This is a genomic window from Bacillus sp. BS1807G30 (assembly GCF_040047675.1).
GTDB classification, from domain to species: Bacteria; Bacillota; Bacilli; order Bacillales; family Bacillaceae; genus Bacillus; species Bacillus altitudinis.
In genome coordinates this window covers 2,909,164-2,923,395 of the sequence record NZ_CP157353.1, presented here as the reverse complement: position 1 = coordinate 2,923,395, position 14,232 = coordinate 2,909,164, and the positions used below count along the sequence as shown (strand labels likewise).

At 39.5% G+C, this 14,232-nt stretch carries 12 protein-coding genes; all 12 read left to right on the top strand.

The annotated features are described in order from the left end of the window. Positions 1-13 precede the first annotated feature (13 nt). The 12 genes from metQ to ABG082_RS15110 all read left to right on the top strand — a co-directional run bounded on the left by metQ (position 14) and on the right by ABG082_RS15110 (position 14,088). Complete coding sequence (metQ, locus tag ABG082_RS15165) at positions 14-835, top strand: methionine ABC transporter substrate-binding lipoprotein MetQ (RefSeq protein WP_007500351.1); 822 nt, start codon at positions 14-16, stop codon at positions 833-835. 153 nt (positions 836-988) lie between these two features. Continuing rightward, a complete protein-coding gene (locus ABG082_RS15160) occupies positions 989-1,357 on the top strand; it encodes a carboxymuconolactone decarboxylase family protein (RefSeq protein WP_003212803.1) in 369 nt (122 codons plus the stop codon). 215 nt (positions 1,358-1,572) lie between these two features. Then, positions 1,573-1,710 (top strand): hypothetical protein, encoded by a 138-nt coding sequence (locus ABG082_RS15155; RefSeq protein WP_008356693.1) that lies wholly within the window; start codon positions 1,573-1,575, stop codon positions 1,708-1,710. 210 nt (positions 1,711-1,920) lie between these two features. Further along, positions 1,921-2,706 (top strand): Fe-S cluster assembly ATPase SufC, encoded by a 786-nt coding sequence (gene sufC / locus ABG082_RS15150; RefSeq protein ID WP_007500355.1) that lies wholly within the window; start codon positions 1,921-1,923, stop codon positions 2,704-2,706. 18 nt (positions 2,707-2,724) lie between these two features. After that, positions 2,725-4,038 (top strand): Fe-S cluster assembly protein SufD, encoded by a 1,314-nt coding sequence (gene sufD / locus ABG082_RS15145; RefSeq protein WP_035389341.1) that lies wholly within the window; start codon positions 2,725-2,727, stop codon positions 4,036-4,038. Beyond that, positions 4,038-5,258: a cysteine desulfurase gene (locus tag ABG082_RS15140; protein WP_007500359.1), complete on the top strand. Its 1,221-nt coding sequence runs from the start codon at positions 4,038-4,040 to the stop codon at positions 5,256-5,258. The genes sufD and ABG082_RS15140 overlap by 1 nt, the downstream gene beginning before the upstream one ends. Further along, positions 5,248-5,694 (top strand): Fe-S cluster assembly sulfur transfer protein SufU, encoded by a 447-nt coding sequence (gene sufU / locus ABG082_RS15135; protein WP_008347017.1) that lies wholly within the window; start codon positions 5,248-5,250, stop codon positions 5,692-5,694. The genes ABG082_RS15140 and sufU overlap by 11 nt, the downstream gene beginning before the upstream one ends. Before the next feature lie 17 nt (positions 5,695-5,711). Next, a complete protein-coding gene (gene sufB, locus ABG082_RS15130; RefSeq protein WP_007500362.1) occupies positions 5,712-7,109 on the top strand; it encodes a Fe-S cluster assembly protein SufB in 1,398 nt (465 codons plus the stop codon). A 435-nt stretch (positions 7,110-7,544) separates the two neighbouring features. Next, a complete protein-coding gene (locus tag ABG082_RS15125; RefSeq protein WP_048003176.1) occupies positions 7,545-8,123 on the top strand; it encodes a restriction endonuclease subunit S in 579 nt (192 codons plus the stop codon). A gap of 4 nt (positions 8,124-8,127) precedes the next feature. Then, positions 8,128-11,199, top strand: a complete 3,072-nt coding sequence (locus ABG082_RS15120) for an HsdR family type I site-specific deoxyribonuclease (RefSeq protein ID WP_348936217.1) — start codon at positions 8,128-8,130, stop codon at positions 11,197-11,199. A gap of 15 nt (positions 11,200-11,214) precedes the next feature. Further along, the gene (locus ABG082_RS15115) at positions 11,215-12,453 is read left to right on the top strand and encodes a restriction endonuclease subunit S (protein ID WP_348936216.1); all 1,239 of its coding nucleotides are present in this window, start codon (positions 11,215-11,217) and stop codon (positions 12,451-12,453) included. Between the two features lie 18 nt (positions 12,454-12,471). Beyond that, complete coding sequence (locus ABG082_RS15110; protein ID WP_348936215.1) at positions 12,472-14,088, top strand: type I restriction-modification system subunit M; 1,617 nt, start codon at positions 12,472-12,474, stop codon at positions 14,086-14,088. The last annotated feature ends 144 nt before the right edge of the window (positions 14,089-14,232 follow it).

Here is a 14,232-nt window from a genome sequence, read left to right as displayed (position 1 = left end):
GGAGGAATTATTCATGAAGAAATTGATTTTAAGTGCACTATTTCTAGCATTTGCAGGCATTTTAGCTGCTTGCGGTTCATCAAATAACGCAAGCGATAACAAAACCATCACGGTTGCAGCTTCAAAAACACCACATGCCGAGATTCTTGAAGAAGCAAAACCACTTTTAAAAGAAAAAGGCTACGATCTAAAAGTGAAAGTACTGAGCGATTATAAAATGTACAACAAAGCATTAGCTGAAAAAGAAGTGGATGCGAACTTTTTCCAACATATCCCTTACTTAAACGAAGAAAATAAATCAAACAAAGATTACAACCTAGTAAGTGCTGGTGCCGTTCACCTTGAGCCTTTCGGTATCTACTCTAAGAAATACAAATCAGTAAAAGATATTCCAAACGGCGGCACGATCATCATGACAAACAACGTAGCTGAGCAAGGACGTATGCTTGCTCTATTACAAAATGCTGGTGTGATCAAGCTTGATCCAAAAGTAGATACAATCAACGCAACAGTCAAAAACATCAAAGAAAACCCGAAGAACCTGAAATTCAAAAAAATTGCTCCTGAACTAACAGCAAAAGCTTATGAAAACAGTGAAGGCGACGCTGTATTTATCAACGTCAACTATGCGATCCAAAATAAATTGAATCCGAAAAAAGATTCAATCGAACTTGAGCAAACGAAAAATAACCCGTATGCAAACATCGTCGCTGTTCGCAAAGGTGACGAAAAATCAGAGAAGATTAAGGTATTAATGGAAGTTCTTCACTCTGATAAAATCAAAGAATTCATCGACAAAAAGTATGATGGTGCAGTATTGCCTGTATCTGAATAACAAAAAGAAGACAAAGGGCTAAAATAAAGATCATTTTAGCCCTTTGTCAATAATCTGCAACCTCGCTTTCATCAAAGCGAGGTTTTTTTGTGTATTTTTTCAAATCTCGCTCATAATAAAAACGAACAAATGACCTGAAGGGATGGAATGAAGATGAATGAACAACATATGAGCGGATCGATGCAGCAATCACTGACGGATTATAAAACGGCAATGGGTGAATTTCAGAAGAAAATGCCGGTGTTTGGCAAGAAATTCAATGAATTTACGGAGCAGTGCTTCCAGAGCGATTCATTAACGCAAAAAGAAAAACAAATGATTGCCCTTGGCATCAGCATTCATGCACAGGATGAATATTGCATGATTTATCATACAAAGGGAGCGCTCGACCAAGGCGCAACAGAAGAGAATTTGCTGGAGGTCGTCAGTGTGGCGGCAGCGTTTGGCGGCGGTGCTGCGCTAAGTCAAGGCATCACAGTTGTTCAGCAATGTATTGATGAATTTGGAGGACAGACGCATTAAGGGAAGGATAAGGTGGTATTTTTCCATATCAGGGAGTTGAGTTCTTCTCAGACAAGTGTGTGAGAAAATATGCCAGTATACCGCGTCATATCCTTTTTGAGTGAAGCAGCATGCCTTTGATACAATAAAGCTACACTCAGAGAAGGGAATGGTTTATTATTTGTTCGGACCAGAGTACACTGGGATTGGATTATACCGCCGAGATGGAAAAGGCCATGCATCAATCTCATGGCATGAGTTATGCAGAGTACGAAAGAGACCATGACTTACGAATGAAAGTAGAACTTAAACGAGAGCAGTCCTATCGAGATGAGAAAAGACAGCTCGCAAAAATGAATATACGAGGCTATTGATAGCTAAGGGGCGGGGAGAACAGTTTCCCGCCCTTTCTTTATGAAAACAGTCTTTTCGACATAAATCCTTTTATCTACCTGTATTTTTTGTTAGAATTTTGAGAGCATCCTCTCACGCTTGTCGTGAATGTGTTGTATTCACTTTTAATTTGTTATAAAATTAGAATGAGAATAAATTGAGAATAATGATTATTTTGGAGGTATCGATATATGACTGCTTCGACATTAACAATTAAGGACTTGCACGTTGAGATTGAAGGGAAAGAAATCTTAAAAGGTGTAAACCTAGAAATAAAAGGTGGAGAATTCCACGCAGTAATGGGACCAAACGGTACAGGTAAATCTACTTTATCTGCTGCAATCATGGGCCATCCTAAGTATGAAGTGACAAAAGGCAGCATTTTGCTTGATGGCGAAGATGTTCTTGAAATGGAAGTAGATGAGCGCGCTCAAGCGGGTCTTTTCCTTGCAATGCAATATCCATCTGAAATTAGTGGTGTAACAAATGCAGACTTCCTTCGTTCGGCTATTAACGCACGCAGAGAAGAAGGCGATGAAATCTCTCTCATGAAATTCATCCGCAAAATGGACGAAAACATGGAATTCCTTGAAATGGACCCAGATATGGCACAGCGCTACCTAAACGAAGGTTTCTCAGGTGGGGAGAAAAAACGTAACGAAATTCTTCAATTAATGATGATTGAACCAAAAATCGCCATCCTTGACGAAATCGACTCTGGTCTTGATATCGATGCACTGAAAGTTGTTTCTAAAGGGATTAATAAAATGCGCGGCGAAAGCTTCGGCTGCTTAATGATCACTCACTATCAGCGTCTATTGAACTACATCACACCAGATCACGTTCATGTCATGATGCAAGGACGTATTGTGAAATCTGGCGGACCAGAACTCGCGCAGCGTCTAGAAGCAGAAGGTTATGACTGGATTAAAAAAGAGTTAGGAATTGAAGACGAAACTGTTGGTCAAGAAGCGTAAGCGTTAGGAGGATTATTGATGACATTAGAAACGAAATTATCAGTAGATCAAGATTATGTCAAAAGCTTCTCCGAGAAGCATCAGGAACCGGCATGGATGAGCTCCCTTCGCTTACAGGCTCTTGAAAAAGCAGAAGACCTCCCAATGCCAAAGCCTGACAAAACGAATATTTCAAAATGGAATTTAACCAATTTCAAACAGCATACAGTTGAAAGTGCGCCATTTGGATCTTTAGAAGAGCTTCCTGAAGAAGTGAAGTCTCTTATTGATTTAGAGGACACAGATAAGACAGTCTATATTCAGCGTGATCAAACGCCAGCATACTTGTCTCTTTCTACTGAAGCAAAAGACAAAGGCGTGATCTTCACTGATATCCATACAGCGATTCGCGAACATGGAGAGCTAGTGAAGAAATATTTCATGACTGATGCAGTGAAAGTGGATGAGCACAAACTAACAGCTTTACATGCTGCTTTAGTGAATGGCGGAGCTTTCCTCTATGTACCGAAAAACGTAGAGCTTGAAGCACCAATCCAAGCCGTTTATCTTCATGAAAATGACGAAACAACGTTGTTTAACCATGTCATCGTTGTAGCAGACGATCATAGTGCTGTGACATATGTAGAAAACTACATCAGTACGGCAACACCAGAAGAAGCGATCTTCAATATCGTGTCTGAAGTCTTCACGGGTGCAAATGCCCGCGTCACTTACGGTGCAGTGGATAACCTTGCAGAAGGTGTGACAGTCTATGTGAATAGACGTGGTATGGCAAATGGTCGTGACAGTAAAATCGAATGGGCGCTTGGCCTGATGAATGATGGAAACGTCGTGTCTGAAAACATCACGAAGCTTATGGGCGACGGTACATTCGGAGATACGAAATCAGTTGTTGTTGGCCGCGGGAATCAAACGGAAAACTTCACAACAAGCATCATCCACTTCGGTAAAAACTCTGAAGGGTATATCTTGAAGCATGGTGTCATGAAGGATCAAGCATCCTCTATCTTTAACGGAATTGGTAAAATCGAGCATGGTGCAACGAAGTCAAATGCAGAGCAAGAATCTCGTGTTCTCATGCTGAGTGAGAAAGCACGCGGTGACGCTAACCCAATTCTTTTAATCGATGAAGATGATGTAACAGCAGGGCACGCTGCTTCTGTTGGGCGTGTTGATCCAATTCAATTGTATTACCTCATGAGCCGTGGGATTTCCAAAGAAGATGCAGAAAGACTTGTCATTTATGGCTTCTTAAATCCAGTCGTCAAAGAACTGCCGATTGAAGGAGTTAAAAAGCAGCTCGTTTCTGTGATTGAAAGGAAAGTAAAATAATGAATATCAAAGACGTTCGTGAGCAGTTTCCAATCCTTCATCAGCAAGTGAACGGACATGATTTGGTGTATTTGGACAGTGCAGCGACATCTCAAAAACCACGAGTTGTCATTGATGCAATGAATGAGTATTACCGGTCTTACAACTCGAACGTCCACCGGGGTGTTCATACCCTTGGCACAAAAGCAACGGACGCATACGAGGGTGCAAGAGAGAAAGTTCGAGCATTCATTGGCGCTTCTTCTGTCCAGGAGATTATTTTTACTAGAGGTACAACAACCGCACTAAACACAGTGGCAATCAGCTATGCAAGAGCAAACCTCAAAGAAGGCGATGAGATCGTCATTACGCATATGGAGCATCATGCGAATATCATCCCTTGGCAGCAGGCAGCAAAAGCAACTGGCGCCACATTGAAATATATTCCGTTACAGGAAGACGGCACGCTGTCGCTTGAAGATGTGAAGCAAACCATCACACATCAAACGAAAATCGTTGCTGTCACACATGTCTCAAACGTATTAGGAACCATCAACCCAATTAAAGACATCGCAAAGATTGCTCACGATCATGGTGCAATTATCGTCGTCGATGGTGCCCAGAGCACCCCGCACATGCAAATTGATGTTCAGGACTTGGATTGCGACTTTTTCGCCTTCTCTGGGCATAAAATGTGTGGACCGACTGGCATTGGTGTTCTTTACGGGAAGAAGGACCTTTTGAATAATATGGAGCCTGCTGAGTTTGGCGGTGAAATGATCGACTTTGTGGATCTATATGATTCTACATGGAAAGAGCTGCCGTGGAAATTTGAAGCGGGAACACCGATTATTGCAGGAGCAGTTGGACTCGGAAAAGCGATTGATTTCTTAAATGACATCGGAATGGAGGAAGTCAGCCGTTACGAGCATCAGCTTGCGACTTACGCACTTGAGCGCTTTAAAGAGCTTGAAGGTGCCACGGTTTACGGACCGCAGCACCGAGCTGGACTTGTGACGTTTAACTTAGACGACGTCCATCCTCATGATGCCTCAACTGTTCTAGATACGGAAGGTGTCGCCATTCGTGCTGGACATCACTGTGCACAGCCGCTCATGAAATGGCTTGGTGTATCAGCGACTGCAAGAGCAAGCTTCTATCTGTACAATACAGAAGAGGAGATTGACGAGCTCATGGCAGCGCTCCGTAAGACAAAGGAGTATTTTACGAATGTCTTTTAATGTAAACTTAGACACACTGTACAGACAAGTGATTATGGATCATTATAAAAATCCGAGAAACAAAGGTGTGCTAAACGACAGTATTGTCGTCGATATGAACAACCCAACGTGTGGTGACCGCATTCGTCTCACGATGAAAATCGAAGACGAAAAAGTCATCGATGCGAAATTTGAAGGAGAAGGATGCTCGATTTCGATGGCATCTGCCTCTATGATGACGCAGGCGATTAAAGGGAAAGATATTGAAACAGCTTTGAAAATGTCTCAGATTTTCTCCGATATGATGCTAGGAAAAGAATACGACGATTCCATTGATCTTGGTGACATTGAGGCGCTGCAGGGAGTCGCAAAATTCCCAGCGCGCATCAAATGTGCAACATTATCCTGGAAGGCGCTTGAAAAAGGCGCATCTGCCGAAGATAACGGCAAATCATAAGATTGGAGTGAAAATGGATGGCTAAAAAAATGCCAGATGTTGGTGAATATAAATACGGCTTTTCTGATAAAGACGTTTCCATTTTCCGTTCAGAGCGCGGACTGACAAAAGAGATCGTTGAAGAAATTTCTCGTATGAAAGAAGAGCCTCAGTGGATGCTCGACTTCCGTCTGAAATCTCTTGAGCACTTTTACAACATGCCGATGCCACAATGGGGCGGAGATTTAAATGCATTAAACTTTGATGAAATTACGTACTACGTAAAACCATCAGAACGCTCTGAGCGTTCTTGGGATGAAGTACCAGAAGAAATCAAACAAACCTTTGATAAGCTTGGAATCCCTGAAGCAGAGCAAAAGTACTTAGCAGGTGTATCTGCTCAGTATGAATCTGAAGTTGTGTATCATAACATGAAGCAAGATCTTGAAGATCTAGGCATTGTGTTTAAAGATACAGACAGTGCATTAAAAGAGAACGAAGACATCTTCCGTGAGCACTGGGCAAAAGTCATTCCTCCGACTGACAACAAATTTGCTGCGCTTAACTCGGCTGTATGGTCTGGTGGTTCATTCATCTACGTACCAAAAGGCGTAAAAGTAGATACACCACTTCAAGCATACTTCCGAATCAACTCTGAGAACATGGGTCAGTTCGAGCGTACACTGATCATCGTTGATGAAGGCGCACATGTGCATTACGTAGAAGGCTGTACAGCTCCAGTTTACACAACAAACTCACTTCATAGTGCGGTTGTTGAAATCATCGTCAAAAAAGGTGGCTACTGCCGTTATACGACGATTCAAAACTGGGCAAACAACGTCTTCAACCTTGTGACAAAACGTACAGTATGTGAAGAAAATGCAACAATGGAATGGATTGATGGAAACATCGGTTCTAAGCTGACAATGAAATACCCAGCGGTCATCCTAAAAGGTGAAGGCGCTCGTGGTATGACATTAAGTATTGCCCTAGCAGGTAAAGGTCAGCACCAAGATGCAGGTGCAAAAATGATTCACCTTGCACCAAACACATCTTCAACGATCGTATCGAAATCGATTTCGAAACAAGGCGGTAAAGTCACATACCGCGGAATCGTTCACTTCGGACGCAAAGCAGAGGGTGCACGCTCAAACATCGAGTGTGACACACTCATCATGGATAACAAATCAACATCTGATACGATTCCTTATAATGAAATCTTAAACGACAACATTTCATTAGAGCACGAAGCGAAGGTATCAAAAGTATCAGAAGAACAGCTATTCTACTTGATGAGCCGCGGAATTTCTGAAGAAGAAGCAACAGAAATGATCGTCATGGGCTTCATCGAGCCATTCACAAAAGAACTACCAATGGAATACGCAGTTGAAATGAACCGTTTGATTAAGTTTGAGATGGAAGGTTCTATTGGTTAAAATTTAAAAACCTTTATTTACAATGGTTTGAATAGTGTAGAAGGCGAACTTTTGAAGTTCGTCTTCTTTTATTTTTCAGTAATATCTAGATAAATGTCCTCTGTTGTTCTAATCGATTTATGGCCCACAACCTCATTAAAGTAGCAGTACTGCGCGTGTGTAGATTAAATCATGTGTGCCTTTATATCTGTACATATTATTTTGTCTGGAGATGATTTCTTAAGCACACCAGTCACAAACATATGATAAAAATAGAAAATTATAGAAATGTTAAAATCGCTAATGGTATGGTTTTCAAGATGCTTTTTCAAAAAACGATAATATGTAATATGGAGATATTTCATATTATCGTTGACGCAACAATCTTGATGTGTTTTAATTTGTAATATGGAGATATTTCAAAAAATCATATATATGATTAGGGGCGATTTTTAATTGGAGAAAAGTAAATTAAATGAATTCGTAACATTCGTTCCCGGTATTAATCCAACAAGAACACAAAAGCAATTTGAAACTCAAGAAATAAAGTATTATGACCAAGCGTCTTTTGAAGCTGATTATCATCGTGAGGCCGTAGCTGTTGAAGAGAAGGTTAAACCTTTATTTCAGAGTAACCTATCGTTAAATGAAGGTGATGTTGTTATCAGTAACTCATTGCAGCTAGCCACAATTGTCGGTGAAAATAATGTTGGTAAAGTGTTGTCCCTCAACTTTACGAAAATAGAGTTTGATAGCGAACAACTTGATAAGAGATATTTTCTTTTTTTGTTTAATGCTCATAAAGATGTGAAGCAGCAAAAAGAAAGGGGGGCACAGGGGAGTGGCCCTATTCTAAGAATTCCGCTTCGTGTCCTTGGGGAAATGATCATTCCAGTTGTTCCGATCGAGGAACAGAAGAAAATAGGCACTATATACGTAGAAACAATGAAGCTACAAAATAAGTTAAGCCAATACGCAGAATTGATAGGACAGTTTACGAGCTCGGTAATAGAAGAAACATTAAAGGGGGAGTAATGAAATGAAGAGTAATGAAATGAAAAGTCAATCGGAATTAGCATTTGAAAATGAAGTGATCGATTATTTGACCAAAATCGGTGGAGTAAAACAATGGGAATACAAAAAAAACATTAAAACAACTGAACAACTTTGGGATAACTTTAAAATAATCTTAGAACAAAACAATAGCGCTCGATTAGATGAACCCTTGTCTGTTACTGAATTTAATCAAGTGAAGAAAATCATCACGAGTATTGAATCACCTTACCAAGCTGGACAATTTTTGTATGGTGTGAACGGTGTTTCTGAAATTGAAGTTGATCTTGACAATGGTAAGCATGTATTTTTGACCGTATTCGACCAAGCCCAAGTCGGTGGCGGGAATACCGTTTATCAAGTAGTGAATCAAATTAAACGGCCAAAAGTTGTTGATGGTAAGCAGAATCGCAGGTTTGATGTGACGTTGCTCATTAATGGTTTGCCGATTATTCAAATTGAATTAAAGAAAGCACTTCATAGCGCTACGGAATCTTTAAATCAGATGGAACAGTATATAGCTGAAAAACAATTCAGCGGTATCTTTTCAACTTTGCAGATTTTAATCGCGATGACACCTTTTGATATTCGTTATATGGCAAATACCCCACTCGAAAACTTTAACCGAGCTTTTGCTTTCAACTGGCAAAACGAAGATGATGCTCGCCCTATTCGATCATGGAAGACGTTTGCGGATAAGGTGTTGTCCATTCCAATGGCCCATGATTTGGCAACACGTTACATGGTACTAGATGGTACAAAAAACAAAGAAAGTATCAAAGTCATGCGTCCGTATCAAGTCTATGCCACAAAGCGTGTGCTTGATAAAGTTAGAAAGTTTGACTTTAAATATGATGGTGGTAAATTAGGATACATTTGGCACACGACAGGCTCAGGTAAAACAATCACAAGTTTTAAGACAGCGTGGCTTGCAAGCCGTCTATCTAATGTAGATAAAGTGATCTTCTTGGTTGACCGGATCGCACTTACCAACCAAACAGCAGATGCTTATAAAGCCTATGATCCTGTTGCTGGTTTTGAAGGGAAAACTGGTGTGGTGGGTGACACAGCTAATATTTCAGACCTTCATCGCAAACTAACGAAAAAAAGCGATAAGAACATCATTGTGACAAGTATCCAAAAAATGTCACGTTATGTAGTGCGGGACAGCTTCAAGCCACTGAATGAAAATATTCTTTTTATCGTAGATGAAGCCCACCGTTCAACTGGGAATGGTACTGAAAATGAAGGGATGCTTGAAACGATTCGAAAAACAATTCCTAATTCTGCTTGGGTTGGTTATACTGGTACACCAAAATTCCCGGAAACACGAGAAATCTTTGGTGAACTATTACATGCATATACCATTAAAGAAGCGATTGCAGATAAAAACGTATTAGGGTTTAACGTTGAATTTAAGGAAACGATCGAAGCTCCCGAAGATCCCACCGAAGATGATATTGATGATAATATTCGTGGTAGTGTTTACGACTATAGTCCAGAACATGTGAACTTAGTAGTGAAAGACATCTTCGATAACTGGAAGAAACGTTCAAATGAGCGTAAATATAATGCCTTGTTTACAGTCCACGTTGGTGGTAATAAACCAAGTACACCAAGAGCGATGGAATATTTCGATAAGTTTGCTGAAGAGAATGCGAATCGTCCAGCAGATCAACGATTAAAAGTTGCGGTGAGTTTCTCGGCAGATACATCCAATAGTATTCATCAACTGAAAACGAACGAGAACTTGCACAGAGCTATCAAAGCCTATAATGCAACGTTTGGCACAGCTTTTGATATGACGACAGTGAAAGCCTATACAGAAGACTTAGCAAGACGTTTGAAAAAGACAGCTGATGATGGGAACTATTTAGATTTGGTCATCGTTGTGGATCAACTTTTGACCGGTTTTGATGCGCCTGAGATGAATACGCTCTATATTGATCGAACGCTTAAAGGTGGGAGCTTGATTCAAGCATACTCACGTACAAATCGAATACATAACGCTGTCGAAAAGCCATGGGGAAATGTCGTGAATTATCGTTGGCCGGAGCAAAACGAGTATGAAATGAATAAGGCTTTTGCTATTTATTCAAATCGTGCATCTGCCGACGAACAGCTTCCACTTGAAGAATTGAAGAAAGGCAACGAAGAGTCTGGTATCACTTCTAAACCATTTAGCAAGGTCCAAGCTGATTTGCAAGAAGTCATCAAGAAGCTTTCCACACTCACAGACGATTTTATACAATTACCACCAAGTGAAAAAGCACAGGATGAAGTCTTTGAGAATCTGAAAGAGTATAATCGTTTGTTAAGTCAGTTGAAACAATATACCGAAGACGATGACAAAAATCCTATATCCGCCTATGATAATCCTGAAGAGTTCTATGAACGTCTAGGTATTACTGAAGAGCAGGAAGTTATTTTAACAACTGTCATTGCTGGTGAGTTGAAAGAACGACGTGCAAAGCGAGAAGACATTGATATTTCGCAAGTCAATCTCTCGATGGTTCATATTCACGATGTAACCATCAACTACGATTATTTGATTGATTTGATCGCCCGAATGGCTGACGAAGTTCATGCGAACGAAATGTCGAAAGCTGAAAGTACACGTGATGAAATCCAAGTTGAAATCGCCAAGTCTGACAATGAAAAAGAAAAATCTAAGGTGAGTCATTTTGTATCTAAGATTTTCTCCAAAGAGTTTGAATTTGATCATTATCCAGCACCTCGAAGTGTTGAAAAAATGAATCAAGCAATGGATCAAGCACAAAAGGATACGAATATCCAACTTGTAACGAACTTTATCCGTACTTGGGGACTTGATAACAGTACAAAGCCTAAGGAACTTGAAAACTTGATTAAGAAACACCGATTAGGTCAAGAAGATATGGATAAACAAGGGGAGTTAACCGCTATTATGAATGACGCAAGAGCTGATTATAAAGAAATCGCCGTTGAAAAGATTGCAGCATTGAGCTGGGTAAGATATCGCATTGAATTCCGTAAAGCATTTTACGAAATGGCCGACGAAATTAAGAAGGGAGAGTAGTCAGGTGATAAAATTATGCAGATTAAAGAAAGGAGATCGGAAATGGGCGATAAAATAACAAAATCACCAAAAATCAGATTCGTAGGATTTACAGATGCTTGGGAAGAGCGAAAGTTTATTGAGTTATTAGATATTAGAGAGGGTATTCGCCGTGGTCCATTTGGAAGTGCATTGAAAAAAGAATTATTTGTCCCAAAAAGTGATTATGTGGTGTATGAGCAACAGAATGCAATCTATGATAAATGGGAAACAAGATATAACATCACAAAAGACAAGTTTGATGAACTTCGTAAATTTGTGTTGAGTGAAGGTGACTTTATTATGAGCGGTGCTGGAACAATAGGGCGCATCTCAAGAGTACCCAATGGAATTAAACAAGGAGTTTTTAATCAAGCTTTAATTCGATTTAAAATTAATACAGAGGTGACAAATAGTAATTACTTTCTTGAATGGATTCGCTCAGATAATATGCAGCGAAAATTTACTGAGGCTAATCCCGGATCAGCGATGACAAATTTAGTCCCAATGCATGAGGTAAAAGAGTGGGTAGTTTCGTCACCTTCTCTAGGCGAACAGAAAAAAATAGGAGATTTTTTTACTGAGTTATCTTACCTTCTCACCCTTCATCAGCGAAAGTTGGAACTGTTGAAGGATATGAAAAAGAATCTACTTCATAAAATGTTTCCGAAAGATGGAGCCAATGTTCCTGAAATTCGCTTTGGAGGATTTGCTGATGCTTGGGAACAGCTTACTGTCAGTGAATTGGCTAATAGATATGATAATCTACGTGTCCCAATTACTGCATCCGAACGTGTAGCTGGTAGCACTCCGTATTATGGAGCAAACGGTATTCAAGATTATGTAGAAGGTTTTACTCATGATGGTGAGTTTATTTTAGTTGCAGAAGATGGTGCAAGTGATTTGCAGAACTATCCTGTCCAATACGTCAATGGTAAGGTTTGGGTAAATAATCACGCACATGTCTTACAAGCAAAACCAGAAATTGCTGATAATAAATTTCTAATGAATGCGTTGAAACACACGAATATTGAACCTTATTTAGTTGGTGGTGGACGTGCAAAACTTAATGCAGATGTGATGATGAAAATTAGTTTTCGAGTCCCTGAATTGGCAGAACAAAAGCAGATTGGCTCATTTTTTGCAAATTTAGACCACCTCACCACCCTTCACCAGCGTGAGTTAAATTCACTCGAAAATTTGAAGAAATCATTGCTTCAACAAATGTTTATATAAGAAAAGGAGATGACACAAATGAGTAATGCAACACATATTACATCACAGCTATGGGGAATGGCTAACAAACTGCGTGGGACAATGGATGCAAGTGAATATAAGAATTATATTTTACCATTTATGTTCTATCGATACTTATCAGAAAATCAAGATGAATACTTAAAAATCAATGGTTTGGAAGAGTTCTACGAAGTGACAGATGAAACTGAAAAAGAAGATTATCTTGAGGAAATTAGTAAAGGTATCGGATATGCGATTGATCCTGCCTACACTTGGGACAAAATCGTATCAAGAATTGAAAATCATAAAATCAAAGCTAGTGACTTCCAAGATATGTTTGACTCATTCAATACAAATGCAAAACGTAACGCGATTGCAGAAGCCGATTTTGCTAATGTATTTTCAGATGTTAACCTTGGAGACACACGTCTAGGTTCAAGTACAAACGAACGTGCAAAGGCTTTGAATGATATCGTGTTGATGATTAACGAGTTCACTTTCAAGGACGATTCAGGGCACGACATTTTAGGTGACGTTTATGAATATTTGATTGGGCAATTTGCTGCCAACGCTGGTAAAAAAGGTGGGGAATTTTATACACCACATGAAGTTAGTCAAATCTTAGCAAAAATTGTAACGAATGATGCAGATGGTACTGGCGGTCAATTCCGTGTTTATGACCCTACAATGGGATCAGGTTCACTTCTTTTAACAGTCCAAAAAGAATTACCAAATGGTGATGAAGAAGGAAGCGTTGAGTTTTATGGCCAAGAGTTGAATACAACTACTTATAACTTAGCTCGTATGAATTTAATGATGCATGGGGTAAATTACCGCAATATGGAATTGAAACGTGCAAATACACTTTATGCTGACTGGCCATTTGCTGAAAAAGATGGCACACAAATTCCTTTGAAGTTCGACGCCGTCGTATCAAATCCCCCATATTCTCATAAATGGGATACAAAAAACGTTGATCGAGAAAAAGATACACGTTTCAAGGGTTATGGTGTAGCACCTGCATCTAAAGCAGATTATGCTTTTGTACTGCATGGACTTTATCATTTAGACAAAACTGGAACAATGGCTATCGTATTGCCGCACGGGGTACTATTTCGAGGTGCTTCTGAAGGTAAAATCCGCAAAAATATCATCGACAATAATCTATTAGATACTGTTATTGGATTGCCCGCTAACTTGTTTTATGGCACAAGCATCCCAACTTGTGTCTTAGTATTCAAAGGTCGTGAAGCTCGCAAGAATAAAGACATATTATTTATTGATGCCTCAAAAGAGTTTGTAAAAGGAAAGAACCAAAACAAACTCTCTCCTGAAAACATCGACAAAATTATTGAAACATACAGTAACCGTAAAGACGTTGAAAAATATGCTCATGTGGCATCTTTGGATGAAATCAAAGAAAATGATTACAATTTAAACATTCCACGTTATGTCGATACGTTTGAAGAAGAAGAAGTAATTCCACTTTCACAAGTGGCTCAAGAGTTGGCAGAAGTTAAAACGGAAATTGCGAGTTCATATGATAATTTGTTTGGGTTAATGAATGAGCTGGAAGGGACAACAGATGAAGCCAAAGAAGAACTAAGTAAATTTATCCGTCTTTTAGGTAAATAATAGTCTTAAAAAAGAGCAAAGGATTTAATTCATGGCTCTTTTTGGCTTTTAAAATTTCTTTATTTCCGTTTTCTTTAGTTTATATATAAAAGTTCGTTTTAATTAGCACTGTTTTATGCGGCATCTGCATATGCAAATTCGTAT